Consider the following 25,829-nt stretch of genomic DNA (forward strand, 5'->3'; position numbering starts at 1 on the left):
ACGCAGCTTAGATATATGCGGGCACTAAGCAATGCTTGTGCTCGATATGATATTCAAATTCTTCACGGAAATTCTTAATGAAGGCCCGTACCGGCATGGCAGCCGCATCGCCCAGCGCGCAAATGGTGCGGCCCTGGATGTTGTCGGCGATCGAGTTGAGCATGTCCAGGTCGTCTGGACGACCCTGCCCCTGCTCGATGCGGTGCACCATGCGGTACATCCAGCCTGTGCCTTCACGGCAAGGCGTACACTGGCCGCACGATTCTTCAAAGTAGAAGTAGGACAGGCGTTCCAGCGCCTTCACCATGCAGCGTGTTTCGTCCATCACGATGACGGCGCCCGAACCCAACATCGAACCGGCTTTCGCGATCGAGTCATAGTCCAGGTCGGTCTGCATCATGATGTCGCCGCGGATCACCGGCGCGGACGAGCCGCCAGGAATCACGGCCTTGATCTTTTTGCCACCGCGCATGCCGCCTGCCAGTTCCAGCAGGGTCGCAAACGGGGTGCCGAGCGGCACTTCGTAGTTGCCCGGTTTTTCCACGTCGCCCGAGATCGAGAAGATCTTCGAACCGCCGTTGTTCGGCTTGCCCATGGCCAGGTATTTCTCTGGACCGATGTTCAGCACGAAAGGCACGGCCGCGAAGGTTTCCGTGTTGTTGATCGTCGTCGGCTTGCCGTACAGGCCGAACGAGGCGGGGAAAGGCGGCTTGAAGCGCGGCTGGCCTTTCTTGCCTTCCAGCGATTCGAGCAGGGCCGTTTCTTCGCCGCAGATGTAGGCGCCATAACCATGGTGCGCGTGCAACTGGAACGAGAACTCGCTGCCCATGATCTTGTCGCCCAGGAAACCGGCGGCGCGCGCCTCTTCCAGCGCTTCTTCGAAACGCAGGTATTCCTGGAAGATTTCACCGTGGATATAGTTATAACCGACGGTGATGCCCATCGCATAAGCGCCAATGGCCATGCCTTCGATCAGGGCATGGGGATTGTAACGAATGATGTCGCGGTCCTTGAAAGTGCCCGGTTCGCCTTCATCTGTATTGCAGACGAGGTATTTCTGGCCAGGGAACTGGCGCGGCATGAAGCTCCACTTCAAGCCGGTAGGGAAACCCGCGCCGCCACGGCCGCGCAAGGACGAGGCCTTGAGGTCGGCGATGATCTGTTCCGGCGTGATTTTCTCTTCCAGGATACGCCGCAGGGCCGAATAGCCGCCGCGGTTCACATAATCTTGCAAATGCCAGTTCTTGCCATCCAGATCCTTCAGGATCAATGGATCGATATGGCGGTTGTGGAGTGACGTCATTTCTTGAGTTCCTCCAGCATGGCGTCGATTTTCTCGTTCGACATCCAGCTGCACATGGTTTTATTACTGACCAGCAAGACCGGCGCATCGCCGCAAGCACCCATGCACTCGCCTTCAACCAGGGTGAACTGGCCGTCTGCGGTGGTTTCGCGGAAATCGATACCCAGTTTCTGCTTCAGGTACTCTGCAGCGCGCACGCCGCCCGACAGGGCGCATGGCAGGTTGGTGCACACGGTGATCTTGTGCTTGCCCACGGGTTTCACGTTGTACATATTGTAGAACGTGGCCACTTCCTGCACGGCAATCGCCGGCATGCCGATGTAGTCGGCCAGTTCCTTCATGGTTTCCGGCGCCAGCCAGCCCAGTTCATCCTGGGCATGGGCCAGCGCGGCCATGACGGCCGACTGACGCTGGTCGGCCGGGTACTTGGCCAGCTCGCGGTCAATTTTCTTATAGCATTGCTCTGATAACAACATACTTTTTGCCTCTTAGCGGTCAATACTGCCGAACACGATATCTTGCGTCCCGATGATGGTCACGGCGTCGGCAAGCATGTGCCCACGCGCCATCTCGTCGAGCGACTGCAAGTGGGCGTAGTCTGGCGCGCGCAGTTTCATGCGGTACGGCTTGTTGGCGCCATCGGACACCAGGTACACGCCGAACTCGCCCTTCGGATGCTCCACGGCGCTGTAGGCCTCGCCCGGCGGCACGTGGAAACCTTCCGTGAACAGCTTGAAGTGGTGAATCAGCGATTCCATGTTGGTCTTCATGTCGACGCGGCCCGGAGGCGCCACCTTGCGGTTGCTGGTCATGACAGGACCTTCATTGTTGCGCAGCCACTCCACGCATTGCTTGATGATGCGGTTCGACTGGCGCAGCTCTTCCACGCGGACCAGATAGCGGTCGTAGCAATCGCCGTTGGTGCCGATAGGAATGTCGAAATCCATCAGGTCGTACACTTCGTACGGCTGTTTCTTGCGCAAATCCCACTGCACGCCCGAGCCGCGCAGCATGGCACCCGTAAAGCCCATGGCCAGCGCATCTTCCGGCGAAACGACGCCGATGCCGACGGTACGCTGTTTCCAGATACGGTTGTCGGTCAGCAGGGTTTCGTACTCGTCCACCGAGTTCGGGAAACGGCGCGCGAAGTCTTCGATGAAGTCCAGCAGCGAACCCTGGCGGTTTTCGTTGAGCTTGCCGATGGCCTTGGCGTTGCGGATGATCGACGCCTTGTGCTGCGGCATCGCGTCCGGCAGGTCGCGGTACACGCCGCCCGGACGGTAGTAGGCCGCGTGCATGCGCGCGCCCGAGACTGCCTCGTAGGCGTCGAACAAGTCTTCGCGGTCGCGGAAGCAATACAGGAACGGGCCCATGGCGCCGACGTCCAGCGCGTGGGTGCCGAGCCACATCAGGTGATTCAGGATGCGCGTCATCTCGTCGAACATGACGCGGATGTATTGCGCGCGCAGCGGCACTTCCAGACCCAGCATCTTTTCGATGGCCATCACGTACGCATGTTCATTGCACATCATCGACACATAGTCGAGACGGTCCATGTACGGCACGGATTGCAGGTAGGTCTTCTGTTCGGCCAGCTTTTCGGTGGCGCGGTGCAGCAGGCCGATATGCGGGTCGGCGCGCTGGATGACTTCGCCATCCATCTCCAGCACCAGGCGCAGCACACCGTGCGCGGCCGGATGCTGCGGCCCAAAGTTCAGGGTGTAGTTCTTAATCTCAGCCATTATTTCATCCCGTAATGTTCTTCGCGGATCACGCGCGGCACGTTTTCCCGCGGCTCGATCGTCACGGGCTGGTAAATCACGCGCTTTTGTTCCGGATCGTAACGCATCTCGACATAGCCGGAGACGGGGAAATCCTTGCGGAACGGATGGCCGATGAAACCGTAGTCGGTCAGCAGGCGGCGCAAGTCGTTGTGGCCTTCGAAGAGGATGCCCAGCAGGTCGAATGCTTCGCGCTCGTACCAGTTGACGGCGCGCCAGATGCCGACCACGGAGGGCAGCAGCGGCATGTCGTCGTCGGGCGCGAACACGCGCACGCGCACGCGCCAGTTGTGCTTGACCGACAGCAAGTGCGAGACGGCCGCGAAACGCAGGCCATCCCAGCTGCCGTCGCCATAGGTCGAGTAGTCGACGCCGCACAGGTCGAGCAATTGCTCGAAATGCAGGCTCGGATCATCGCGCAAGGTCTGCATCACGGCCAGGTAGTCCTCGGCCTTGACCTGCAAGGTGACTTCGCCCAGCGCAACCGTCGTGCTAACGCGATCGCCCAAGGCAGTGCCGAGGGCGTTTTGCAATACTTCTAAATGTGTTGTCATAATCTGAAGCGGCCCGGTTAGCGTGCGATCGTGCTGGTACGCTTGATCTTGTTCTGCAACTGCATGATGCCGTACAGCAAGGCTTCAGCGGTCGGTGGACAGCCAGGCACATACACGTCGACGGGCACGATGCGATCGCAACCGCGCACCACGGAATAGGAGTAATGGTAGTACCCGCCGCCATTGGCGCAGGAACCCATCGAGATGACCCAGCGTGGCTCTGCCATCTGGTCGTAGACCTTGCGCAGGGCCGGCGCCATCTTGTTGCACAGGGTACCGGCAACGATCATGACGTCGGACTGACGCGGCGACGGACGGAACACGACGCCGAAACGGTCCATATCGTAGCGGGCTGCGCCCACATGCATCATTTCGACCGCACAGCAGGCCAGACCGAACGTCATCGGGAACATAGACCCGGTGCGCGCCCAGTTGATCAGCTTGTCGGCCGAGGTGGTGATGAAACCTTCGCTTAATACGCCTTCAATAGCCATGGCTTATTCCCAGTCAAGGGCACCTTTCTTCCAAATGTACCAAAATCCGACCACGAATTCAGCGATGAACACCATCATCGTGACGAAACCGGCCCAGCCCAGGTCGCGCATTGCAACGCCCCATGGGAAAAAGAATGCCGTTTCCAGATCGAACAAAATAAACAGGATTGCGACCAGATAGTAGCGCACATCGAATTTCATGCGCGCGTCTTCGAATGCTTCAAAACCACATTCGTACGGGGAGAGTTTTGCTGCGTCAGGCTTGTTAGGGCCTAACAGGCGCCCCAGGAGCTGGGGAGCGATACCGACACCGAGGCCGATAATAATGAACAGCAGGACGGGGAAGTAATTTTCGAGGTTCACGATTGATAAGCTTATATTGAACGATCGGTTAAATGAGGACGCTGCGATCATTTGCAGCGTATCTAACGCACGACCCCAATCAAAGCTAAGACCAGGATCGAACGACACATCCTCGTAAAAAAAGCCAGCAACTTTGTACGAGCCATGGCTCGTGCGCCGTTGCTGGCTTCTGATTTCTGGTGCCGACGACGAGACTCGAACTCGTACAGCTTGCGCCACTACCCCCTCAAGATAGCGTGTCTACCAATTTCACCACGTCGGCGGTAAGGCCCGTATTCTACTCTGCTTTGCCGCTAAAGTTAATGCACAAATGCATCAAAACACAGATAAAAACGATAAATTTTTACATCTTCCAGCGCGTCACGATTTTTTCCTGCCGCACTGCTGAAACATTGAGCAATAATCTGCCCGTAATGAGAATTACTCTCGATGAGGTATCGAGCTGCTACAGAATTACTTCGGAATCGCGCCTGCCGGGGTGCTGGCAACCGGTGCGGCCGCTGCCGGAGCACTGGCCGCCGGAGCTGCCGCAGGTACCGTCGTCGGGATCGCGCCCGCGCCAGTGACCGGCACTGGCTTGACGACTTTGTCCATCACGCCGCCGCCCACCGTGGTGGCGCGCTGATTGGCCATCAGCGACAGGGCCAGCGTGGCGCCGAAGAAGATCGCGGCGGCAACGCCCGTCGATTTCGACATGAAGTTCGACGAACCCGTCGCACCGAACAGGCTGCCCGAGGCGCCCGAACCGAAGGCGGCACCCATGTCGGCGCCCTTGCCGTGCTGCAGCAACACCAGCGCGATAATCGACAATGCCGAAATAACCTGTACTACCACTACCAGATTGAACATCATGTTCATTGCAATTCCATTCTTAGTTTAAATTAATTCAATCGGCGGCGTGAATAATCGCCAGGAAATCCGCCGCCTTCAATGCTGCTCCACCGATCAGACCGCCATCGATATCCGGCATCGCCATCAATTCTTTTGCGTTCTCCGGCTTCATGCTGCCGCCGTACAGGATCTGCACGCCGGCGGCCGCTACCGCATTCTTTTCTGCCAGCTGGGCGCGCAATACCTGATGCACGTCCTGCGCCATCTGCGGCGTGGCCGTCTTGCCCGTGCCGATGGCCCAGACCGGCTCGTAGGCCAGCACCAGCTTTGCCACGTCGTCGGCGGAAATGGCCGCCAGCACGGCACCCAGCTGCTGCGCCACGACCGCGTCGGTCTGGCCCGCTTCGCGCTGCGCCAGCGTCTCGCCGATGCAGACGATAGGCGTGATGCCTGCCGCCAGCGCTGCAACCGTCTTGGCCGCCACCTGCGCATCGCTCTCGCCATGGTAGGCGCGGCGCTCGGAATGCCCAATCACCACATAGCCGCAGCCGAAATCCTGCAGCATGGCGGCCGAGATTTCGCCCGTGTAGGCGCCGCTGGCGTGCGCGGACACATCCTGCGCGCCCCAGCCCAGCGCCGTGCCTGCCAATTGCGCCTGGCACTGCGCCAGATACGGCGCAGGCACACAGACGGCGCTGGCGGCGCCAGAAGCAGCCAGGCCAGCAACTATTTCAGACAATAACACCGCGTTCGAGGTGCGACTGCCGTTCATTTTCCAATTTCCGACGACGAGTTTGCGACGCATAGTAGCCTAAATTCTTAATAACCCGTCATTCTAACTCCGGCACCGATGCCGGTCAAACAGGCAGTGCCCCGTTTCAGGCAACTTGCAACATGATCTTGCCCACGTGCGTGCTCGCTTCCATCAAGGCATGCGCCTCGTTGGCCTTTTCCAACGGGAAAGTTTGATAGATCACGGGCTTGATCTTGCCCGCCTCGATCAGCGGCCAGACGGTCGTGCGCAGGTGGTGCGCGATGGCCGCCTTGAAGGCGACGGAACGGGGGCGCAAGGTGGAACCTGTCACTGTCAGGCGACGGCGCAGCAAGGCGCCCAGGTCCAGTTCCGCCTTGGTGCCGCCCTGCACGGCGATCAGGCCGATGCGGCCATCATCGGCCAGGCAGTCGATTTCGCGCGGCAGGTAGTCGCCGCCCACCATGTCGAGGATGACGTCGACGCCTTTGCCATCGGTCAACTCCTTGACGACGGCAACGAAATCTTCCGTGCGGTAATTGATACCGCGTTCGGCGCCCAGCGCCTCGCAGGCGCGCGCCTTCTCGTCGCTGCCCGCCGTGGCAAACACGCGGTGGCCGAGCGCGGCCGCCAACTGAATGGCCGCCACGCCGATGCCGGACGTGCCGCCCTGCACCAATAACGTTTCGCCATCGGCCAGCGCGCAGCGGTCGAACACATTGCTCCAGACGGTAAAGAAGTTTTCCGGCAGGGACGCGCCTTCCAGCGCCGTCAAGCCTTTCGGCAAGGGCAGGCACTGGCCGGCGGGTGCGGCGCAGTATTCGGCATAGCCGCCGCCCTGCACCAGCGCGCAGACGAGGTCGCCCTTCTTGAATGCCGTGTTGGTGAAATCGCCATCGACGACTTCGCCCGCCACTTCCAGGCCCGGCAAGTCGGAGGCGCCCGCAGGCGGCGCATACTTGCCCAGGCGCTGCAGCACGTCGGGGCGGTTGATGCCGGCCGCATGCACCTTGATCAACAGTTCGCCCGCCTTATATTGCGGCGTGGGACGTTCGGCGATCTGCAAAACGTCGGCGGGACCTGGCTGGCTGATGGCAACTGCACGCATGGCGGGACTCTTTCAAGGGAAAACGGCGATTGTACGCCAAGCCGTCCACCCTTGCAGGCCGCTACATGGCCTCTCAGCCACCGCCCGTTTTCGACTGGCGCGGCAAGGGCGTGCCCGGCTTCCATTGGGCCGACAGGGCCTGCCCTTCCTCGACCTGCTCATGCGTCATCTTGCGCACCACGGCGGCGCGCTGGTCGGCCGCATTCGCGCTGCCATTCGCGGCCGCCAGGTTCCACAGCATGTAGGCGATGACATTGTCCTGCTGCACGCCGCCCATGTGATAGCGGTACATCAGGCCCAGCACCTGCTGCGCCTCGGCATGGTTCTGCTCGGCCGCCTTGCGGAACCAGCCGACGGCCTGCTTGTGGTCCTGCAGCACGGCGTTGCCCGTGTAATACATGGCGCCCACCACGTACTGGGCGTCGGCCTTGCCCTGCTCGGCCGCCTTGCGGTGCCAGAACATGGCTTGCTTGTAATCCTGCGGCAAGCCCCGCCCCATGTAATACATCAAACCCAGCAAATGCTGGGCATCGGCATTGCCGGTCTTAGCAAGGGGCAATATTTCTTTGTAAGCCAGCGCGTAATTCTTGTTGTTGTAGGCGCTGGCGCCTTCGGCGAAGCCGGCCCGCGCGGGTAGCTGTATCGTCAACAGCATGAGTAATGTAATGATCAGTTTTTTCATCGGAATGGGATGTGGTCTGACAACTTATTCTTGTCCTGCAGAAGGCCTGCGGCAGGATGCTTTTACTTCCAGCTAACTTTGCCCAGGCCCTCGACGCTGACATCGCGATTGGCCGGCTTGCCGTACACCACCACCGAACCGAGTCCGCTCAGGTTCAGCTTGGCATTCGTATGGGCATTCACCGTAGCATTACCCAGGCCGCTCAATTCCAGGTTGACGGCATCGACTTCAAACTGCTGCGCGTTCAGGCTGCCCAGGCCGCCCAGGCTCGCTTTCAGCAGGCGTCCGCGTCCGCCCAGCACCACGGAACCGGCGCCCTGCAAGTCCAGCTCGGCGCGCTCATTGTTGCCGATCCAGAGCTGCATGCTGCCCACGCCGCCCAGGCTGGCATTGAGCTTGCGGTAATCGCCCACCAGCTTGATGCTGCCCGCCCCTTCCAGCGACAAGGTCAGCTCCTCGCCCTTGAAACCCGTGATGTCGGTGCTGCCGAAACCTTCCGAGCTCAGTTCGCGCAAGTTCGGCAAGACCAGGTCGGCGCGGATCGACGAAGGGCCGAGCTTGAAGCCGCGCACTTCCGTTTCGATGTGCAGGGTGTCGCCGCTTTGCGCCGTGCTGACATCGGCGATGTAGCGCTTGTCGGCCGTGATGCTCAGCGAAGGCACGTTGCCCTGGCGGATGCGCACCTCCATCACGCCGTCGAGCTTGACCCGCACCACGCGGGCGTCGACGTTGCGCATCTCCAGCAAGCGGGTCTCGGCGGCCACGCCGCGCACCAGGCCCAGTGTCGCCAGGAACAGCAGCGCCAGTTGCAGTATCTTTTTCATGTAGTGCATCCTCGGTATCTTGTTTTTATGTCTTGCGGCGCCCGCGTCGGGCGGCCGGCATTGCATCGCGCCTTGCACTCTAGCAGCGCGGAAAATGACTGGCAATCAATTATGCGAAACGGGCTTTTTCGGCCGCGTTCAGGCGCCTGGCCTTGACGATCACCACTTGCATGGCAGCCTTGTTTGCTGGCGCAGCCACGGTGGCCGTGGAACTGGCCACTTGCAGGGCCGGGGCGGCCGGAGCGATGGCGTAGCAGCCGGCGCCGAGCACGATGGCGGCGGCAACGGCGATGATTTCCATGTTTTTAGCGACGTTCATGTTGTTCTCCTCGGGTGTCTGGCAGTGGGCTTGCGGTATGGTGTCACTATAGCCATACCACCCCCGCCAGACACGCCGATTGCGACGAACTGCGCTTTTGGCAGGCTGGCCTGACAAAAACGCGGATGAACGCGCAGATCGCTGCGCTTGCAGCTTAAAACTCTTCCCACTCGTCGGCGCCGGACTTGGCCGCCTTGACGGGCTTGGCCGGCGACAGCGCACGGGCCGGCGCGCGCGGCGCTGGCGCGGCCGGTTTCGCCTTGAGGCGCGCCACCGGTGCGGATGCCGCAGCAGGGCCAGCATCGCCCAGGCGGAACATGCCGACGGCTTGCGCCAGGTCCACGGCCTGTTCCTGCAGGCTTTCCGCGGCGGCCGCCGCTTGCTCGACGAGGGCCGCGTTCTGCTGCGTCATGGTGTCCATGTGCGTGACGGCCGTATTGATCTCGCCGATGCCGGCGCTCTGTTCGCGGCTGGCCACCGTGATCTCGCTCATGATGGTCGTCAGTTGCTGCACCGAGGCCACCACCTGGTCCATGGTCTGGCCCGCTTCATTGACGAGGCGGCCGCCCGCATCGACCTTCTCCACCGAATCGCCGATCAATTCCTTGATTTCCTTCGCCGCGCCAGCGGAGCGTTGCGCCAGGTTGCGCACTTCGGACGCGACCACGGCAAAGCCCCTGCCCTGCTCGCCCGCGCGTGCCGCCTCGACGGCCGCGTTCAGGGCCAGGATATTCGTCTGGAAGGCGATGCCGTCGATCACGCCGATGATGTCGACGATCTTGCGCGAGCTTTCCTGGATGCCGGCCATGGTGCCCACCACCTGCTGCACTACGCGGCCGCCCTTGGCCGCCACTTCCGAAGCGGACACGGCCAGCTCGTTGGCCGCATGCGCGTTTTCCGCATTCTGCTTGACGGTCGAGGTCAGCTCATCCATGGAGCTGGCTGTTTCCTCCAGCGCGCCCGCCTGCGCTTCCGTGCGCGAGGACAGGTCGGCATTGCCGGCGGCGATATCGGCCGATTCGCTGCGCACCAGGGTGCTGATGCTGCGGATCTGTACCAGCACGGTGGCGATCTTTTCGACGAACAAATTAAAGGCCTTGGCGATCTGCGCCAGCTCGTCCGAACCTTCCGCGTCGAGGCGGCTGGTCAGGTCGCCGTCGCCCGTGGCGATCGCTTCCATCGCATCACGGACCAGACCGAGGCGGCGCAAGGCGCGCGCGACCAGCACGCTCAAGACGGTGGCGGCCAGGGCCAGCACCAGCAAGGCCGTCAGGACCGAGGCGCGCAGCATGGAAGTCAATGCCTGCGTCGCTTCCGCCCGGTCGAGCACGGTAGCCAGCAGCCAGTCGCTGCCTGGCACTTTACTCACATGCAAGATGCCGTTACGGTCGCCCAGGCGGATGGCGGCGCCGTCGCCGCTCTTTTCGATATCGGCCAGCGCCTGCGCGCTCAGGCCCGGGTCCAGTTCGGCCAGCGGCTTCAGGGTCAGCTTGCCGTCCGGGTGGGCGATGATCTTGCCGCCGCCGTCGACAAGGAAGGCGTAGCTGGATGCCGTCGGCTTGATCGAGGCGACGTTTTGCACGACGGCATCCATCATCACATCGGCCGCCATCACGCCCGTCACGCTGCCCTTGCCGCCCAGCGGCTCGGCAAACGTCACCACCAGCTTGCCCGTGCTGGCGCCGATATACGGCGCCGTGATGATGGGGCCGCCCACTTCGGACGCCAGCTTGTACCAGGGCCGTGCCGTGGGATCGTAGTCGGCGGCGCGCTTGCGCTCCTGCGAAAAGACGGCGTGCTTGTCGGCAAAGCCGATATACGCCATGTCGAACGTGCCTGCCTGCTCGGCCGCCTTCAGCGCCGGCAAGGGATCGGCCGCCGTGGCGCCCTGCTTGAGCGAGCCCACGACGGCTTGCTTGGAACGCAGCCATTCGGCGATGGCTTGCGCATGGCTGTGCGACAACTGCAGCATCTGCGTGTCGAGCGCGGCCAGGGTACTTGCGCGCGTCGTGAAGAAATTGGCGATGGCGACGGCCAGCATGGCCAGCACGACGATGGAAACGGCGATGGCGATCAGCCGCGCCTTAAGGGAGGACAACATGGTGCATCCAATAAAAAAGAGAAAATCGGGAGGGATGCGCCATGGTCAGGGAATAAGATTTTGTCGTCAAGCAATACCGACTCTCAATTACCCATAAACAACAATTGATACCTTATATTAAGCGCGCGATAATATAATATTAACTATATCTCGCCGCGCAGCTTGCGCAGGGCCGGCGATTCGCCGCCCGTTGCTTCGATGCGGAAGCGGGCAAATGCCTGCTCCAGCGCGGGATACCGGCGCAAGCCGCCCTCCGTAAAATAGCGCCCGCCGGGGATATCGCCCCACGGCAGCGGTGCGCTCAAGGCACCGCTGCCCGCCAGGGCCAGCAGCGGCTCGAGCGCGCTGCGCAGGTCGGCCACCTCGCCGTCGGCGCTCGCCAGGCGCGCCAGCAACTGCTCCAGTTCAGCGGCATGGGCTTGCAAACGCTGCTGATCCATCTTCTCTCCTCAATTCTTGATCGTGCCGATCAGCACGGGGGCCGACCACAAGCTGCGGTTGGGGAGCAAATACTGCTGCGCCCCGCCCTTGCGCCGCACCAGCCCGCCCAACTCTTCCGTCGGCGCGACCTGGCTGACGAACACGTTGACGGTGCCCTTGGGCATGATCTGATACACATCATACAGCGGCGCCTCGCTCTTCAAGGGCAAGCCGAAGCAGTCGGCCAGGGTGGCGCAGCGGCCCGATGCCAGCTGCAACTGCGCGCTGGTGGTGAAATATGGCGAATACGGCGACACATTCTGGCCATGCGGCACGATTTTTACCAGCGCGGCAGCCATGGGCTGCAGGTCCGGCAAGGTGCTGCCGGACGCGAGCTGCTCGACGGCCCGCGCATAGAGGGTGTCGGCCGAGGCGGCAGGATCGGCGGCGCGCAGTTCGCGCAAAAATTGCTGCCCTGGTCCGCTATCGAGATAGGAGTCGATAGCGTCCCGCGGCAAGCCCGCCGTCCTGAAGGTGCTGAGGTCATTGATTTCGCGCGCATGCACGGCGCGCAAGGCGTCGAGGTCTTGCGCCGGCATGGCCCCAGACGCGGCGGCGATGGGGATGGGCAGCGGCACCGGCGTGGGTGCGTTGTCCAGCTGTGCCCAGGCGCCGGGCGAAACGGCAAGCAGAAAGGCGGCGGCCAGCCCGCAGAATGTGCGCATGCTGCATCTCCTTGGAAGACTCGTTCGAGGGAAAATCCCACTTCGAATCTACAAGGCGCGGCAGCGGCCGATACGCGCTGGATCAAGGCCCGTGCACGCGTCGGCATACATCTTCGATACAGCGCAAACGCCGCGCATAAAAAAACCGCCAGGGCTTGCGCGCTGGCGGTTGTTGAGCATGCGGCCGAGGCCGCATTCAGGCGAACTCGAAGGAAATTAAGCGGCTGGCGCTTCGTTGCCTTCGGCAGCTTTCATCGACAGCTTCAGGCGGCCGCGGTCGTCCGTTTCCAGCACTTTGACGCGGACCAGCTGGCCTTCTTTCAGGTAGTCGGCCACGGCGTTGACGCGCTCGTTGGCGATCTGCGAAATGTGCAGCAAGCCGTCCTTGCCTGGCATGACTTGCACGATGGCGCCGAAGTCCAGCAGTTTCAGCACGGTGCCTTCGTAGGTCTTGCCCACTTCGACGGAGGCCGTCAGTTCTTCGATGCGGCGCTTGGCTTCCTGGCCGGCGGCAGCATCGACGGAAGCGATGGTGACCACGCCTTCGTCGCTGATGTCGATCTGCGTACCCGTCTCTTCGGTCAGCGCGCGGATCACGGCGCCGCCCTTGCCGATCACGTCACGGATTTTTTCCGGGTTGATCTTGATGGTGATCAGACGCGGTGCGAAATCGGACAGTTCGGTTTTGACGTGCGGCATGGCTTTTTGCATTTCGCCCAGGATGTGCTCGCGGCCTTCCTTGGCTTGCGCCAGCGCCACTTGCATGATTTCCTTGGTGATGCCCATGATCTTGATGTCCATCTGCAGCGCCGTGATACCGTTGCGGGTACCGGCTACCTTGAAGTCCATGTCGCCCAGGTGATCTTCGTCGCCCAGGATGTCGGACAGCACGGCAAACTTGCCGCCTTCCTTGATCAGGCCCATGGCGATACCAGCCACGTGTTCTTTCATCGGCACGCCGGCGTCCATCAGTGCCAGGCAGCCGCCGCACACCGATGCCATCGACGAGGAACCGTTCGATTCCGTGATTTCCGATACCAGGCGCACCGAGTAGCTGAACTCCTCGGCTGCTGGCAGGGCAGCGATCAGCGCGCGCTTGGCCAGGCGGCCGTGGCCGATTTCGCGGCGTTTTGGCGTACCGACACGGCCCGTTTCGCCGGTGGCGAACGGAGGCATGTTGTAATGCAGCATGAACGAATCGGTGAACTCGCCCATCAGCGCATCGATCTTCTGGCTGTCGCGGGCGGTGCCCAAGGTAGCGACGACCAGCGCCTGCGTTTCGCCGCGCGTAAACAGCGCCGAGCCGTGGGTGCGTGGCAGCACGCTGGTGCGGATCGAGATCGGACGCACGGTGCGCGTGTCGCGGCCGTCGATGCGTGGCTCGCCGTCCAGGATTTGCGTACGCACGATCTTGGCTTCGATGTCGAACAGGATGTTGTTCACTTCAGCGCTGTCGATCGACGCGCCGCCGTTGGCAGCCGCTTCGGCCGACAGGTCGGCGATCACTTCCGACGTTGCCGCCTTCAGCTTGGCCGTACGCTCTTGCTTGTCCTTGGTTTGATACGCATCATTGATCTTGGCGTTGGCGAAATGCGCGACGCGGGCGATCAGTGCTTCGTTTTTCGGCGCAGGCGCCCATTCCACTTCCGGCTTGCCGCCGTCACGCACCAGGTCGTGAATCGCGTCGATGACGACTTTCATCTGGTCGTGGCCGAAGACCACGGCGCCCAGCATGATTTCTTCGGACAGCTGTTTCGCTTCCGATTCGACCATCAGCACGGCCGTTTCGGTACCGGCGACCACCAGGTCCATTTCCGACGTTTTCAGTTGCTGGACGGTCGGGTTCAGGATGTACTGGCCGTTGGCGTAACCGACGCGCGCGGCGCCGATAGGACCGTTGAAAGGCACGCCCGACACGCACAGGGCGGCGGAGGCTCCGATCATGGCGGCGATGTCCGGATCGATTTCAGGGTTGACCGACAACACGTGAATGATGACTTGCACTTCATTCAGGTAGCCTTCCGGGAACAGCGGACGGATAGGACGGTCGATCAGACGCGATGTCAGTGTTTCTTTTTCGGAAGGACGGCCTTCGCGCTTGAAAAAACCGCCCGGAATTTTACCGGCAGCATAGGTTTTTTCGACATAATCAACCGTCAAAGGGAAGAAATCCTGGCCTGGCTTGGCATCTTTGCGTGCCACCACCGTTGCCAGAACGACGGTATCTTCGATCGACACCAGCACTGCGCCGGATGCCTGACGTGCGATTTCGCCGGTTTCCAGGGTCACTTGATGTTGACCGTACTGGAAGGTTTTCGTAACTTTGTTAAACATGGGGTATCCCTTTTCTAATTGCCGACAGATTTTCAGGGGCTGTCGTTCACCTCACCACAGGCGGCGTAAAAATGCTGCCTTTACTTGTTACCACCTTTGCTACTTTACTTTTAAAACATGATATCGGTAGAGAATACTGTACTTCTCGACATAAATCCGGAATTCAAATGACAAAATGCCCGCGTCAGCGAACTGGCGCAGGCATTTCTGTATAAACCTTGTACGGCAAAAATTACTTGCGCAGACCAAGTTTAGCGATCAGGTCGCGATAACGGGTAGCGTCTTTAGCCTTCAGGTAGGACAACAGGCTCTTACGACGGTTGACCATCATGATCAGGCCGCGGCGGGAGTGGTGATCTTTCGAGTGGGCTTTGAAGTGGCCGTTCAGTTCGTTGATGCGAGCTGTCAGCAGTGCAACTTGCACTTCAGGGGAGCCGGTGTCGTTTTGACCACGTGCGTTGTCCGCGATGATAGCGGCTTTGTTGATGTTTTCTACTGTCATGATAAACCTTTCACATGCGGTGCACAGAGTCTGAACCCTATCCACCGTGAACTACGATTATTAAAATACTGGCCTAGGCTTCCAACCAGACGCGCAAGTATATCGGAAAAATGCCCGCCTGTATCCTGCCGTGCGGGCTTTTCTCGGTGCATGATAGGATTTTCCTGCATTTCAGGAGGTCCAACATGAAAAAACTGCTCAAATTAGCAACACCACTGCTGTTTGCCGTGCTGGCCGGCTGCGCCAGCTGGAACGCCCCGCCACCGCAGCCGGGCGAACCGCGCACCGCCGTGGAAGCACGCCTCGGCCGTCCGACGAATATCTACCAGTTGCCCACGGGGCCCGAACTCGAATACGCGACGGGGCCGTACGGCCAGTACACGTATATGGCCCGCTTCGGCCCCGACGACAAGCTCATTTCCTACGAACAGGTGCTCGACACGCCGGGCTTTGCCCGCATCAAGGTAGGCGTGTCGACGCAGCAAGACGTGCTGCACACCCTGGGCCGCCCGACGGAAACATCGTATCTGCCGCTGCCCAAGCTCCACGTCTGGTCCTACCGCTACAAGGAATCCGGCGTGTGGGATTCCATGATGCACGTGCACTTCGACCACGACGGCATCGTGCGCATGATGATGAACGGGCCCGATCCGGACAAGGAAGAGCGCCGCTTCTTCTGGTGACGAGCGTCTTGCACCAAGACTAGCGCCTATCCCAAATGCAAATTCTGGGGTCAGACCCGGCGGGTCTGACCCCGGCTTACGGCTGCGGGTCGATGCGCTCGTCTTTCGCGTGTAATTTATTCAGCGCCGACAAATACGCCTTGGCCGACGCGACGATGATGTCGGGGTCGGCGCCCACGCCGTTGACGATGCGCCCGTCGCGCGACAGGCGCATCGTCACTTCGCCCTGCGACTGCGTGCCCGTGCTGATGGCATTGACTGAGAACAAGACCAGTTCCGCGCCGCTGGCGGCCGCGCTTTCGATGGCGTTGACGGTCGCGTCGACGGGGCCGTCTCCCCGCCCTTCGCAGCTGCGCTGTTCGCCGCCGACGAGAAATTCCACGCGCGCATGGGGCACGGCGCCCGTCGTCGACTGCTGCGCCAGGGAGATGAAACGGTAGTGCTCACTCTCCTGCGCCTGCTGCTCCTCGCTGACGAGGGCCATGATGTCTTCGTCGAAAATCTCGGATTTGCGGTCGGCCAGCTCCTTGAAGCGCAGGAAGGCGGCGTTGACTTCCGCCTCGGATTCGAGCGCGATGCCCAGCTCGTGCAGGCGCTGCTTGAAGGCATTGCGGCCCGACAGTTTGCCGAGGACGATCTTGTTGGCCGTCCAGCCCACGTCTTCGGCGCGCATGATTTCATACGTCTCGCGCGCCTTTAAAATGCCGTCCTGGTGGATGCCGGACGCGTGCGCAAATGCGTTCGCGCCGACCACGGCCTTGTTCGGCTGCACGGCGAAGCCCGTAATTTGCGACACCATTTTCGAGGCGGCCACGATTTGCGTCGTATCGATGCCCACCGTCAGGTTGTAATAGGCGGCGCGCGTGCGCAGCGCCATCACCACTTCTTCCAGCGCCGTGTTGCCGGCCCGCTCGCCCAGGCCATTGACCGTGCATTCGATCTGCCGCGCGCCGCCGATCATGACGCCGGCCAGCGAATTGGCGACAGCCAGGCCCAGGTCGTTATGGCAATGGACAGACCAGATGGCTTTATCGGAATTCGGTATGCGTTCGCGCAAGCGCTTGATGGTATTGCCGAAGATTTCAGGCACGGCGTAGCCGACCGTATCGGGGAAATTGATGGTGGTGGCGCCCTCGGCGATCACGCCCTCCAGCACGCGGCACAGGAAATCCTCGTCGGAGCGGCTGCCGTCTTCGGGGCTGAATTCGATGTCGTCCGTGAACTGGCGCGCGTAGCGCACGGCGTTCTGCGCCTGCAGCAGGACTTCCTCGGGCGTCATGCGCAGCTTCATCTGCATGTGCAGGGGCGAGGTGGCGATAAACGTGTGGATGCGCTTGCGCTCGGCGGGCGCCAGCGCTTCGGCGGCGCGGGCGATGTCGCGGTCGTTGGCGCGCGACAGCGAACAGATGGTCGATTCGCGCACGGCGCCGGCAATCGCCCGTATCGACTCGAAGTCGCCCTGCGAGGCGGCGGCGAAGCCCGCTTCGATCACGTCGACCTTCATGCGCTCGAGCTGCTTGGCGATGCGCAGCTTTTCCTCGCGCGTCATGGAAGCGCCCGGCGATTGCTCGCCGTCGCGCAAGGTGGTGTCAAAAATGATGAGTCGGTTGCTGGTGTTCATGGCTGCTCCTGGCTGGCTGAAGACTGGCGACGCTACCGACTCGCCGTATTAATGCTCGGGGTCGGTCTGGATGATGCTGACGGGCTTGCCCTTCGCCATGCGCCAGAAAAACACGGCGTAGCCGGACAAGCCATAGACGACGAAAATCGGGAACAGCACTTTCGGCGGATCGATGGAAATGAGCGCGAAGAACAATGCCAGCAGGAATACCACGATGAAGGGCACGGACTTGCGGAAATTCACATCCTTGAAGCTGTAGAACGGCACGTTGGTGACCATGGTCAGGCCCGAGAACAGGGCGATCGTCCACGACACCCAGGCCAGCTGGTTGCCGGCAAATTCCAGGTCGTTCATGAGCAGGATGAAACCGGCCACCATGGCCGCCGCCGCCGGGCTGGGCAAGCCCTGGAAGAAGCGTTTGTCGACCACGGCGATGTTCGTGTTGAAGCGGGCCAGGCGCAGGGCGGCGCCCGCGCAATACACGAAGGCGGCCAGCCAGCCCAGTTTACCCATGCCGCGCAGCGACCATTCGTAGATCACCAGCGCCGGTGCGGCACCGAACGACACCATGTCGGACAGGCTGTCGTACTGGGCGCCGAATTCGCTCTGCGTATTCGTCAGGCGCGCGATGCGTCCGTCGAGGCCGTCGAGGATCATGGCGATGAAGATGGCCCAGGCCGCGTGTTCGAATTTCTGGTTCATGGCCATGACGATGGCGTAGAAGCCGCAAAACAGGGCTGCCGTCGTGAAGGCGTTCGGCAACAGATAGATGCCGCGGCGGCGCAAGGTTTTCTTGCCAGTGCCATCGGTCACCGGCTGGCGCACGAATTTGCTGAAGCGGGACGCTTTGGATACTGCGGGGGTGCCGTTCTTGCCTCTACGACGGGGGAAGTTTGCCATGTTGTTCCATATCTTGTGTACTGCGGGGGAATCGGTGCCAGATGGCAGGCGCATGACTGTCAGGGCATGCGCCTGCCGATGTTGTCATTATAGAGGAGCCGCCGCCAAAGAAAAGCGCGGCGGCGTCAAGCCGGCAATATTGACACCAATACTAGCCTTATTTGAACTTGACCTTGGCCACCAGGCCCATGTTGAGGGTCGTTTCGCCCGGTTCAAAGCTCGGTTCGGCCACCTGGCTGCCGCCGTAGCCCATGGAATCGGCGCTCATGGCGCGCGCGCCTGCCACGTTCGCGCGCTGCGCATAGTTGCCCGAACCTTCGAAATCGATGGTGTCGATCACGGCGTCATTGACGTTGCGGCCCATGGCGCCGGCGATGGCGGCCACGCGCTCGCTGAGGTTCTTGTAGGCGGCGGCGATGCGCTGGTCGTCGAGCTTGCGCACGGTGGCGGGCGCCAGGCCGAAGTTCAGGCGGTTCAGGGTCAGCACGCCTTGCGCGGCCGACACGGTTTTCGGCAAGGCGGCCAGGTTGGTCGTCGTCACCTGCAGGTACTGGCCCACTCGCCAGCCGGTCGGCACCCTTGGCTTGGCGGCGACGCCCGGCGGCAAGGGCGCCGTTTCCGGGTACACGGCATACGTGTAATAGCCCTGTGTCTTCAGCACGGCTTGCGGATCGGCCTTCTTGACGATGGCCGTGCCCTGGTTCATCTTCTGGTTGACGCGCGAGGCGGCGGCGGCCTTGTCCTTGTCCTGCTCTTCGATGGCCAGGGTGACGGTCACCTGGTCGTTCGCGTGCACCACTTCGCCATTGGCGGGCACCACCACGAGGGTGCCGGAAGTGGGCAAGGCCTGGGCTTGGGCGCCCAGGGCAACGGTAGCGGCGGCTGCGGCCAGCAGCGATTTCATGACGGTCATGGTGTTTCTCCAGGAAAATAATGGGGCAAAAACGACCATGGGGCCAACAGCCCCATGATTTTTAAAACATGCTGACGCGGAAATTTTCCCGCCGCATTGATCAGCTTACTTCAGCTTACTTGAACTTGACCTTGCCGACGACGCGCATGTCGAGCGTCGTTTCGCCCGGCTCGAAGCTCGGTTCGGCGACGGTGCTGTCTTCGGCCATCTTGGCGCTGCGCATCATCATCGGCGCGGCGGCAGGACGGCTTTCCGTGGCGTAGTTGCCCGAACCTTCGAAGTCGACCGTATCGAGCACGGCGTCCGAGACGTTGCGGCCCATGGCCTTGGCGATGGCAGCCACGCGCTCGTTCAGGTTTTTATAGGTGGCGGCGATGCGCTGGTCGTCCAGCAAGCGGATGGTTTCCGGCTTCAGGCCGAAATTCAAGCCATTCAGGGTCAGCACGCCTTGCGCCGCCGACACGGTTTTTGGCAGGGACGCCAGGTTGGCCGTCGTCACTTCCAGGTACTGGCCGACGCGCCAGGCCGTTGGCAAACGCGGCTTGGCCACGGCGCCAGCCGGCAATGGACGCTCTTCCGGATACACAGGGTAGGTGTAGTAGCCGTACGATTTCAGTGCCGCCGACGGGTCGGCCTGCTTGACGATGGCGATACCCTTGTTCATCTTCTGGTTGACTCTCGACGCAGCGGCAGCCTTGTCCTTGTCCTGTTCTTCGACGGCCAGGGTAGCGACCACCTGGTCATTGACATGCTTGACTTCGCCAAACGCGGGGACCACCACCAGGGTGCCGGAAGTCGGCAAAGATTGGGCTTGCGCGCTCAGGGCAACGGTGGCTGCGGTGGCAACAAGGACGGATTTCATCACGGTCATGGGGGTACTCCTAGGTAGTTAATGTGGCTGACAGCCCGCGAAAGGGACGCTTTTGCCATCCCTTTCGCCTGAGAAACTTGTCAAACTGTGTAGATTCTAACGCCTCATTCATTCCCGTGGCGCAAATTAACAAATCGTCACAAAATGTGCTTGCCAGTCACATCTGCTCACATTTCAACACACTGTTATTCAAAATAACAATGTGTTAATGACCCAGCACCGCGCCGCCGCTGCGCCGGCCCGGCTTGAAACTGTGGCGGTGCGCGCACCAGGCGATGGTCAAGGCCACCAGCAGCAAGGCCAGCATGGCCCACGGGAACGATGCCGCGCCATAGCCGTCGAGCAGCATGCCGCCCGCCAGGCCGCCGCCCGCGATGGCCACGTTCCAGATGGTCGCCACCATCGCTTGCGCCACGTCCATGCCGTCGCCGGCCGCGTCCGCCGACGCCGTCTGCAGCAGGGTGCCGGCGCCGCCAAAGGTGATGCCCCAGATGGCCATGCTGACATAGATCACGGCGGGCGAGTCCATCGCCAGGCCCAGCGCCACCATCACGAGGGCAAAGGCGGCGATGCAGCCCAGCACCAGCGGGCGCAGCCAGCGGTCGATCAGCTGGCTGACCAGCCAGATGCCGGCCAAGGAGCCCACGCCATACACGAGCAGCACCAGGTCGACGCGGGGGCGCAAGCCGGACGGCGCCAGGAACGGCGCGATATAGGTATAGAGAATGTTATGCGCCAGCATCCAGGCGACGATCACCGCCAGAATCGGCCGCACGCCCGGCGTCATGAACACCTGGCGGATCGACAGACGCTCGCCGTTCTTTTGCCCCGGATAATCGGGCACGATCAGCAGCACCCACGCGACCAGCACCACGGCCAGGCCGGACATGATGCCGAAGATGCTGCGCCAGCCCAGCACGCCGCCCATCAAAGTGCCCAGCGGCACGCCCAGCGACAGGGCCAGCGGCGTGCCGATCATAGCGATGGCCATCGCCCTGCCCTGCTGCTCGACGGACACCATGCGGCGCGCGTAGCCGGCCATCAAGCCCCAGGCCAGGCCGGCCGCCATGCCCGTCACGAAGCGCGCGACCAGGGCGACGATGTAGCTGGGCGCCAGGGCCGTCGCCGTATTGAAGATCAGGAAGCCGATGATGGCCAGCAACAGGACATTGCGCCGGCGCCAGGTGCTGGTCAGCGCCGTCAGGGGGATCGCCGTCAGGATGGAACCGATGGCGTACACGGTCACAAGCTGGCCCGTCATGACTTCGGAAATATTCAGGTCGCGGGCAATCTGCGGCAGCAAGCCGGCCGGCAAGGTTTCCGACAGGAGGGCGAGAAACGCCGTCATGGCCAGGGCCAGCAAGGCCAGGATGGGAATGGAAGAGTCAACAGCAGCCTGCGAGGGCCCCGTGGCGGTGATACGGTCAGTCATGGAGGTCTTTCTGGTTGCGCAAGCGGCTAAAAAACTAGCGCCTGGCGTGCTACAAAAGCGGTGATGCGCGTTGCGGTCGGCAGATACCGAAACAGATGCAGTCCATGGGAAACTGCAAAGGAAGGGCGGGATTGTAAAGCAAACGCGCCAACAGCGTGTGCACGAAATCAACCGTACTCAAGCTGGCGTCATGCAAGCATCATTGGCCGCCTTGCGCGGCGAAAACCAGGCATTCGATTTCGGACTGTACAGGAAGGCGCAGATGACGGCGAACATGAGCGCGCCAGGCAAGACGTTCATCTTCAGCGGCAAGGTCGCCAGACAGAACGCAATGTCGATCACGCCCCACACCAGATACACGGTGCGCGCGCCACGCTGCCTTTGCAGCATGGCCAGCGCTGTCACCAGGGTAAGGCCCAAGCTGAAGAGCATCATCGCGTATTGCACCTCGGCGGGAATCACGCCGTGCCCCATGCCGGCCAGCATGGAGGGATCGTTGCGGCCAAGGTAAGCCGAGGCCAGCGATAACAACGAGCCGAGGACCAGAAACCAGCAGCTGATGGCAACCGAGACGGGGCGCTTGACCACATGAAGATTCCCGACAAAAACTTTAGAAAAAACGAGCATGGTGCTGACGCTATGGTTGAATGGGCCTGATTGTAACGGATGTTGGCGGCCAAACGCCCGCGCAAAAAAAAGCCGGCTTGCGCCGGCTTCGTGTGAGGAACGATTGCTGCTTAGTTCTTCGACTGGTCAACCATCTTGTTCTTGGCGATCCAAGGCATCATGGCGCGCAGTTTCGCGCCCACTTCTTCGATCTGGTGCTCGGACGTCAGGCGGCGGCGCGAGATCAGGGTCGGTGCGCCTGCCTTGTTTTCCAGGATGAAGCTCTTCGCGTATTCGCCCGTTTGAATGTCTTTCAGGCATTGACGCATCGCATCCTTGGTGGCCGAGGTCACGACCTTAGGACCGGTCACGTATTCGCCGTATTCCGCGTTGTTCGAGATCGAGTAATTCATGTTGGCGATGCCGCCTTCATAGATCAGGTCGACGATCAGCTTCAGTTCGTGCAAGCACTCGAAGTACGCCATTTCAGGCGCGTAACCCGCTTCCGTCAAGGTTTCGAAACCGGCCTTGATCAGTTCCACGGCGCCGCCGCACAGCACGGCTTGTTCACCGAACAGATCCGTTTCGGTTTCTTCGCGGAAGTTCGTTTCGATGATGCCGGCACGGCCGCCGCCGTTGGCCGAGGCGTACGACAGGGCGATATCGCGGGCGATGCCCGATTTGTCCTGGTACACGGCGATCAGGTGGGGCACGCCGCCACCCTGGGTGTAGGTGGCGCGCACGGTGTGGCCCGGCGCTTTCGGTGCGACCATGATCACGTCCAGGTCGGCGCGTGGCACGACTTGGCCATAATGCACGTTGAAGCCGTGGGCGAAGGCCAGTACGGCGCCCTGCTTGGCGAATGGCGCGATGTTTTCGTTGTAGACCTGGGCGATGTTTTCATCCGGCAGCAAGATCATGATGACGTCGGCCGCTTTCACGGCGTCGTTGACTTCCGCTACTTTCAGACCCGCTTGCTCGACCTTGGTCCACGAAGCGCCGCCCTTGCGCAGGCCGACGGTGACGTTGACGCCCGAATCGTTCAGGTTTTGCGCGTGCGCGTGGCCTTGCGAACCATAGCCGATGATGGCGACGTTTTTGCCTTTGATCAAGGAGAGGTCAGCGTCTTTGTCGTAAAAAACTTTCATGGTATTTCCTATCATTTGATGATGCGTTGTTGTTTTAAATGCGGCCCCAGGGCCGCGTAGTGCTGCTTATATTTTTATACTTTGAGGATGCGTTCGCCGCGGCCGATGCCGGAACCACCCGTACGGACGGTTTCCAGAATGGCGGCGCGGTCGATCGAATCGATGAACGCGTCGAGCTTGACCTTGTTGCCGGTCAGTTCGATCGTGTACGTCTTTTCGGTGACATCGATGATGCGGCCACGGAAGATATCGGCGGTGCGCTTCATTTCCTCGCGCTCCTTGCCCACGGCACGAACCTTGATCAGCATCAGCTCGCGTTCGATATGCTGGCCTTCGGTCAGGTCCACCACCTTCACCACTTCAATCAGACGGTTCAGGTGCTTGGTGATCTGCTCGATGATGTCGTCCGAACCGCTGGTGACGATGGTCATGCGCGACAGGGTCGAGTCTTCCGTCGGCGCCACGGTCAGTGTTTCGATGTTGTAGCCGCGTGCCGAGAACAGGCCCACCACACGCGACAGGGCGCCCGCTTCGTTTTCCAGCAAGACAGAAATAATATGGCGCATATTAGAGATCCTCCGAACCGAGCATCATTTCGGACAGGCCTTTGCCGGCTTTCACCATGGGCCACACGTTTTCGGACTGGTCGGTAATGAAGTTCATGAATACCAGCCTGTCTTTCATGCCAAACGCCTCTTTCAGCGCGCCGTCGACGTCGCCCGGTTTTTCAATTTTCATGCCCACGTGGCCATAGGCTTCCGCCAGCCTTTCGAAGTCGGGCAGCGAATCCATGTACGACTCGGAATAGCGCGAACCGTAATCGATTTCCTGCCACTGGCGCACCATGCCGAGGAAACGGTTGTTGAGCATGATGATCTTCGGCGTCAGGTGATACTGCTTGCACGTGGCGAGTTCCTGGATGCACATCTGGATCGAACCTTCGCCGGTAATACAAGCAACGGTGGCGTCCGGATTGGCCATCTGCACGCCCATGGCGTACGGCAAGCCGACACCCATGGTGCCCAGGCCGCCGGAATTGATCCAGCGGCGCGGCTTGTCGAAGCCATAGTATTGCGCCGCCCACATCTGGTGCTGGCCCACGTCGGACGTGATGAAGGCGTCGCCCTTGGTGATCTGGAACACTTTTTCCACCACCGATTGCGGCTTGATGACCAGGTCGGAAGTCGGGTATTTCAGGCATTCGCGGCCACGCCATTCGGCGATCTGCTTCCACCAGTTGCTCAAGGCATTGACGTTCGGCTTGGCTTCGGCCGCGTCGAGTTGCGCGAGGAACTCGATCAGCACGTCCTTGACGTTGCCGACGATGGGGATATCGACCTTGACGCGCTTGGAAATCGACGATGGATCGATGTCCACGTGGATGATCTTGCGCGGATGCGAGGCGAAATGTTTCGGGTTGCCGATCACGCGGTCATCGAAACGGGCGCCGATGGCGATCAGGACGTCGCAGTTCTGCATCGCCATGTTCGCTTCATAGGTGCCGTGCATGCCGGGCATGCCGACATACTGCTCGCTCGAGGCGCGGTAGCCGCCCAGGCCCATCAAGGTGTTGGTGCACGGGAAACCCAGGCGGTCGACCAGCTTGTTCAGCTCGGCCGAGGCATTTGCCAGGATGACGCCGCCGCCCGTGTAGATCATCGGGCGTTCGGCTTGCAGCAACAGCTGCACGGCCTTGCGGATCTGACCCGAATGGCCCTTGTCGACGGGACGGTAGGAACGCATCTCGACTTCCTTCGGATAATCGAAATGGCATTTGTGCATGCTGATATCCTTGGGGATATCGACCAGCACGGGTCCCGGACGGCCGGTACGGGCGATAAAGAAGGCTTTCTTGATCGTCGCTGCCAGGTCCTTGACGTCCTTGACGAGGAAGTTATGCTTGACGACGGGGCGGGTGATGCCGACCGTGTCGCATTCCTGGAACGCATCCTGGCCGATGGCGTGGCTCGGCACCTGGCCGGAGATCACCACCATGGGAATCGAGTCCATGTACGCGGTCGACAGGCCCGTGACGGCATTCGTGACGCCCGGACCGGACGTGACGATGGCGACACCGACTTTGTTCGAGCTGCGCGAATAGGCATCGGCGGCGTGGATCGCGGCCTGCTCGTGGCGTACCAGGATATGCTGGAATTTGTTTTGCTGGAAGATGGCGTCGTAGATGTAGAGTACGGCTCCGCCCGGATATCCAAAGACGTGCTCGACGCCCTCTTCAGCCAGACAGCGCACGACAATTTCTGCGCCCGTAATTGGTCCTGCTGCTGCTTCGGTATTCATGAAACATTCCTTTCAAGGTCCATTGGAGATTGATCGGATGTTCTTTCCTGACGAGGTACGCCTAACGCAACAGTGCTCCTGCTTCCCTTTTCATGCGGTCACGCAATTTCTTTGGGCACCCATAGATACCTTACAAAACAACGCTTAACGCAACTCGTTTGGCCGGAGTTTCTGTGGCGCCTGTACGAACCGCTCGCGCTTGTGGCGCGGGTTAGAACAAACTGCCTACAAATGAAAGCGCGTCTTGCCGCTGCTGGCCTTGTGT

At 61.1% G+C, this 25,829-nt stretch carries 27 protein-coding genes and 1 tRNA gene; 1 reads left to right on the forward strand and 27 read right to left on the reverse strand.

Going from position 1 to position 25,829, the window contains the following annotated elements:
- Positions 1-7: 7 nt before the first annotated feature.
- The 18 genes from nuoF to rpsO all read right to left on the reverse strand — a co-directional run bounded on the left by nuoF (position 8) and on the right by rpsO (position 15,092).
- Entirely contained in the window at positions 8-1,303 is a 1,296-nt protein-coding gene (nuoF, locus tag AC1RBA_RS07290) for an NADH-quinone oxidoreductase subunit NuoF (RefSeq protein ID WP_010399729.1), read from the reverse strand.
- Entirely contained in the window at positions 1,300-1,779 is a 480-nt protein-coding gene (nuoE, locus tag AC1RBA_RS07295) for an NADH-quinone oxidoreductase subunit NuoE (protein WP_035820520.1), read from the reverse strand. The genes nuoF and nuoE overlap by 4 nt, the downstream gene beginning before the upstream one ends.
- Before the next feature lie 12 nt (positions 1,780-1,791).
- Positions 1,792-3,045: an NADH-quinone oxidoreductase subunit D gene (locus tag AC1RBA_RS07300; RefSeq protein WP_034749992.1), complete on the reverse strand. Its 1,254-nt coding sequence runs from the start codon at positions 3,043-3,045 to the stop codon at positions 1,792-1,794.
- The gene (locus tag AC1RBA_RS07305) at positions 3,045-3,638 is read right to left on the reverse strand and encodes an NADH-quinone oxidoreductase subunit C (RefSeq protein ID WP_070224111.1); all 594 of its coding nucleotides are present in this window, start codon (positions 3,636-3,638) and stop codon (positions 3,045-3,047) included. Before AC1RBA_RS07305 ends, AC1RBA_RS07300 begins: the two co-directional genes overlap by 1 nt.
- 17 nt (positions 3,639-3,655) lie before the next feature.
- A complete protein-coding gene (locus AC1RBA_RS07310) occupies positions 3,656-4,132 on the reverse strand; it encodes a NuoB/complex I 20 kDa subunit family protein (RefSeq protein WP_010399733.1) in 477 nt (158 codons plus the stop codon).
- Positions 4,133-4,135: 3 nt separating this feature from the next.
- Positions 4,136-4,495, reverse strand: coding sequence for an NADH-quinone oxidoreductase subunit A (locus AC1RBA_RS07315; protein WP_010399734.1), 360 nt, complete (start codon positions 4,493-4,495; stop codon positions 4,136-4,138).
- A 177-nt stretch (positions 4,496-4,672) separates the two neighbouring features.
- Positions 4,673-4,757: transfer RNA gene (locus AC1RBA_RS07320), tRNA-Leu, on the reverse strand.
- Positions 4,758-4,948: 191 nt separating this feature from the next.
- On the reverse strand, positions 4,949-5,353 hold the full coding sequence (gene secG, locus AC1RBA_RS07325; protein ID WP_034749996.1) for a preprotein translocase subunit SecG: 405 nt from the start codon (positions 5,351-5,353) through the stop codon (positions 4,949-4,951).
- A gap of 28 nt (positions 5,354-5,381) precedes the next feature.
- On the reverse strand, positions 5,382-6,131 hold the full coding sequence (tpiA, locus tag AC1RBA_RS07330) for a triose-phosphate isomerase (RefSeq protein ID WP_230505129.1): 750 nt from the start codon (positions 6,129-6,131) through the stop codon (positions 5,382-5,384).
- A 73-nt stretch (positions 6,132-6,204) separates the two neighbouring features.
- Positions 6,205-7,185, reverse strand: coding sequence for an NAD(P)H-quinone oxidoreductase (locus AC1RBA_RS07335; RefSeq protein WP_492403222.1), 981 nt, complete (start codon positions 7,183-7,185; stop codon positions 6,205-6,207).
- A 73-nt stretch (positions 7,186-7,258) separates the two neighbouring features.
- Entirely contained in the window at positions 7,259-7,867 is a 609-nt protein-coding gene (locus AC1RBA_RS07340; protein WP_492417441.1) for a tetratricopeptide repeat protein, read from the reverse strand.
- A gap of 62 nt (positions 7,868-7,929) precedes the next feature.
- Complete coding sequence (locus AC1RBA_RS07345; protein ID WP_070224115.1) at positions 7,930-8,691, reverse strand: GIN domain-containing protein; 762 nt, start codon at positions 8,689-8,691, stop codon at positions 7,930-7,932.
- Positions 8,692-8,800: 109 nt separating this feature from the next.
- On the reverse strand, positions 8,801-9,010 hold the full coding sequence (locus AC1RBA_RS07350) for a hypothetical protein (RefSeq protein WP_230505125.1): 210 nt from the start codon (positions 9,008-9,010) through the stop codon (positions 8,801-8,803).
- Positions 9,011-9,164: 154 nt separating this feature from the next.
- Entirely contained in the window at positions 9,165-11,111 is a 1,947-nt protein-coding gene (locus tag AC1RBA_RS07355; protein WP_070224117.1) for a methyl-accepting chemotaxis protein, read from the reverse strand.
- Positions 11,112-11,254: 143 nt separating this feature from the next.
- A complete protein-coding gene (locus AC1RBA_RS07360) occupies positions 11,255-11,551 on the reverse strand; it encodes a hypothetical protein (protein ID WP_070311338.1) in 297 nt (98 codons plus the stop codon).
- A 9-nt stretch (positions 11,552-11,560) separates the two neighbouring features.
- Positions 11,561-12,256 (reverse strand): hypothetical protein, encoded by a 696-nt coding sequence (locus AC1RBA_RS07365; protein ID WP_070311337.1) that lies wholly within the window; start codon positions 12,254-12,256, stop codon positions 11,561-11,563.
- 216 nt (positions 12,257-12,472) lie between these two features.
- Positions 12,473-14,590: a polyribonucleotide nucleotidyltransferase gene (gene pnp / locus AC1RBA_RS07370; RefSeq protein WP_070224120.1), complete on the reverse strand. Its 2,118-nt coding sequence runs from the start codon at positions 14,588-14,590 to the stop codon at positions 12,473-12,475.
- A gap of 232 nt (positions 14,591-14,822) precedes the next feature.
- The gene (gene rpsO / locus AC1RBA_RS07375) at positions 14,823-15,092 is read right to left on the reverse strand and encodes a 30S ribosomal protein S15 (RefSeq protein WP_010399743.1); all 270 of its coding nucleotides are present in this window, start codon (positions 15,090-15,092) and stop codon (positions 14,823-14,825) included.
- A gap of 185 nt (positions 15,093-15,277) precedes the next feature.
- On the opposite strand from rpsO, the gene bamE reads away from it, so the two are divergent.
- Complete coding sequence (bamE, locus tag AC1RBA_RS07380; RefSeq protein ID WP_492417444.1) at positions 15,278-15,775, forward strand: outer membrane protein assembly factor BamE domain-containing protein; 498 nt, start codon at positions 15,278-15,280, stop codon at positions 15,773-15,775.
- Between the two features lie 76 nt (positions 15,776-15,851).
- Here bamE and AC1RBA_RS07385 read toward each other — a convergent pair whose 3' ends face one another.
- The 9 genes from AC1RBA_RS07385 to AC1RBA_RS07425 all read right to left on the reverse strand — a co-directional run bounded on the left by AC1RBA_RS07385 (position 15,852) and on the right by AC1RBA_RS07425 (position 25,564).
- Complete coding sequence (locus AC1RBA_RS07385; RefSeq protein ID WP_492417446.1) at positions 15,852-17,396, reverse strand: 2-isopropylmalate synthase; 1,545 nt, start codon at positions 17,394-17,396, stop codon at positions 15,852-15,854.
- 48 nt (positions 17,397-17,444) lie between these two features.
- A complete protein-coding gene (gene pssA / locus AC1RBA_RS07390; protein ID WP_070288765.1) occupies positions 17,445-18,296 on the reverse strand; it encodes a CDP-diacylglycerol--serine O-phosphatidyltransferase in 852 nt (283 codons plus the stop codon).
- A 157-nt stretch (positions 18,297-18,453) separates the two neighbouring features.
- The gene (locus AC1RBA_RS07395; RefSeq protein ID WP_492417448.1) at positions 18,454-19,209 is read right to left on the reverse strand and encodes an SIMPL domain-containing protein; all 756 of its coding nucleotides are present in this window, start codon (positions 19,207-19,209) and stop codon (positions 18,454-18,456) included.
- A 115-nt stretch (positions 19,210-19,324) separates the two neighbouring features.
- Positions 19,325-20,080 carry an SIMPL domain-containing protein gene (locus AC1RBA_RS07400; protein ID WP_492417450.1) on the reverse strand — a complete coding sequence of 252 codons (756 nt, stop codon included), beginning with the start codon at positions 20,078-20,080 and terminating at the stop codon, positions 19,325-19,327.
- Positions 20,081-20,285: 205 nt separating this feature from the next.
- Positions 20,286-21,512: an MFS transporter gene (locus tag AC1RBA_RS07405; protein ID WP_492417452.1), complete on the reverse strand. Its 1,227-nt coding sequence runs from the start codon at positions 21,510-21,512 to the stop codon at positions 20,286-20,288.
- Between the two features lie 177 nt (positions 21,513-21,689).
- The gene (locus AC1RBA_RS07410; protein ID WP_492417454.1) at positions 21,690-22,100 is read right to left on the reverse strand and encodes a hypothetical protein; all 411 of its coding nucleotides are present in this window, start codon (positions 22,098-22,100) and stop codon (positions 21,690-21,692) included.
- Positions 22,101-22,249: 149 nt separating this feature from the next.
- The gene (gene ilvC / locus AC1RBA_RS07415; RefSeq protein ID WP_034750044.1) at positions 22,250-23,266 is read right to left on the reverse strand and encodes a ketol-acid reductoisomerase; all 1,017 of its coding nucleotides are present in this window, start codon (positions 23,264-23,266) and stop codon (positions 22,250-22,252) included.
- 74 nt (positions 23,267-23,340) lie between these two features.
- On the reverse strand, positions 23,341-23,832 hold the full coding sequence (ilvN, locus tag AC1RBA_RS07420; RefSeq protein ID WP_010399754.1) for an acetolactate synthase small subunit: 492 nt from the start codon (positions 23,830-23,832) through the stop codon (positions 23,341-23,343).
- A 1-nt stretch (position 23,833) separates the two neighbouring features.
- Positions 23,834-25,564, reverse strand: a complete 1,731-nt coding sequence (locus AC1RBA_RS07425) for an acetolactate synthase 3 catalytic subunit (RefSeq protein WP_071650268.1) — start codon at positions 25,562-25,564, stop codon at positions 23,834-23,836.
- Between the last annotated feature and the right edge of the window lie 265 nt (positions 25,565-25,829).

This window comes from Janthinobacterium sp. GW823-FHT03B06 (genome assembly GCF_058796955.1).

What these genes read in the sequence shown, in the direction of transcription:
- AC1RBA_RS07305 (WP_070224111.1), bottom strand. Translation starts at nt 3,638, where the DNA reads ATGACAACACATTTAGAAGTATTGCAAAACGCCCTCGGCACTGCCTTG.
- secG (WP_034749996.1), bottom strand. Translation starts at nt 5,353, where the DNA reads ATGAACATGATGTTCAATCTGGTAGTGGTAGTACAGGTTATTTCGGCA.
- pnp (WP_070224120.1), bottom strand. Translation starts at nt 14,590, where the DNA reads ATGTTTAACAAAGTTACGAAAACCTTCCAGTACGGTCAACATCAAGTG.
- AC1RBA_RS07335 (WP_492403222.1), bottom strand. Translation starts at nt 7,185, where the DNA reads ATGCGTGCAGTTGCCATCAGCCAGCCAGGTCCCGCCGACGTTTTGCAG.
- AC1RBA_RS07300 (WP_034749992.1), bottom strand. Translation starts at nt 3,045, where the DNA reads ATGGCTGAGATTAAGAACTACACCCTGAACTTTGGGCCGCAGCATCCG.
- ilvN (WP_010399754.1), bottom strand. Translation starts at nt 23,832, where the DNA reads ATGCGCCATATTATTTCTGTCTTGCTGGAAAACGAAGCGGGCGCCCTG.
- nuoE (WP_035820520.1), bottom strand. Translation starts at nt 1,779, where the DNA reads ATGTTGTTATCAGAGCAATGCTATAAGAAAATTGACCGCGAGCTGGCC.
- ilvC (WP_034750044.1), bottom strand. Translation starts at nt 23,266, where the DNA reads ATGAAAGTTTTTTACGACAAAGACGCTGACCTCTCCTTGATCAAAGGC.
- pssA (WP_070288765.1), bottom strand. Translation starts at nt 18,296, where the DNA reads ATGGCAAACTTCCCCCGTCGTAGAGGCAAGAACGGCACCCCCGCAGTA.
- AC1RBA_RS07405 (WP_492417452.1), bottom strand. Translation starts at nt 21,512, where the DNA reads ATGACTGACCGTATCACCGCCACGGGGCCCTCGCAGGCTGCTGTTGAC.
- AC1RBA_RS07365 (WP_070311337.1), bottom strand. Translation starts at nt 12,256, where the DNA reads ATGCGCACATTCTGCGGGCTGGCCGCCGCCTTTCTGCTTGCCGTTTCG.
- AC1RBA_RS07360 (WP_070311338.1), bottom strand. Translation starts at nt 11,551, where the DNA reads ATGGATCAGCAGCGTTTGCAAGCCCATGCCGCTGAACTGGAGCAGTTG.
- AC1RBA_RS07345 (WP_070224115.1), bottom strand. Translation starts at nt 8,691, where the DNA reads ATGAAAAAGATACTGCAACTGGCGCTGCTGTTCCTGGCGACACTGGGC.
- bamE (WP_492417444.1), top strand. Translation starts at nt 15,278, where the DNA reads ATGAAAAAACTGCTCAAATTAGCAACACCACTGCTGTTTGCCGTGCTG.
- rpsO (WP_010399743.1), bottom strand. Translation starts at nt 15,092, where the DNA reads ATGACAGTAGAAAACATCAACAAAGCCGCTATCATCGCGGACAACGCA.
- AC1RBA_RS07385 (WP_492417446.1), bottom strand. Translation starts at nt 17,396, where the DNA reads ATGAACACCAGCAACCGACTCATCATTTTTGACACCACCTTGCGCGAC.
- AC1RBA_RS07400 (WP_492417450.1), bottom strand. Translation starts at nt 20,080, where the DNA reads ATGACCGTGATGAAATCCGTCCTTGTTGCCACCGCAGCCACCGTTGCC.
- AC1RBA_RS07340 (WP_492417441.1), bottom strand. Translation starts at nt 7,867, where the DNA reads ATGAAAAAACTGATCATTACATTACTCATGCTGTTGACGATACAGCTA.
- tpiA (WP_230505129.1), bottom strand. Translation starts at nt 6,131, where the DNA reads ATGCGTCGCAAACTCGTCGTCGGAAATTGGAAAATGAACGGCAGTCGC.
- AC1RBA_RS07395 (WP_492417448.1), bottom strand. Translation starts at nt 19,209, where the DNA reads ATGACCGTCATGAAATCGCTGCTGGCCGCAGCCGCCGCTACCGTTGCC.
- AC1RBA_RS07350 (WP_230505125.1), bottom strand. Translation starts at nt 9,010, where the DNA reads ATGAACGTCGCTAAAAACATGGAAATCATCGCCGTTGCCGCCGCCATC.
- nuoF (WP_010399729.1), bottom strand. Translation starts at nt 1,303, where the DNA reads ATGACGTCACTCCACAACCGCCATATCGATCCATTGATCCTGAAGGAT.
- AC1RBA_RS07355 (WP_070224117.1), bottom strand. Translation starts at nt 11,111, where the DNA reads ATGTTGTCCTCCCTTAAGGCGCGGCTGATCGCCATCGCCGTTTCCATC.
- AC1RBA_RS07425 (WP_071650268.1), bottom strand. Translation starts at nt 25,564, where the DNA reads ATGAATACCGAAGCAGCAGCAGGACCAATTACGGGCGCAGAAATTGTC.
- AC1RBA_RS07310 (WP_010399733.1), bottom strand. Translation starts at nt 4,132, where the DNA reads ATGGCTATTGAAGGCGTATTAAGCGAAGGTTTCATCACCACCTCGGCC.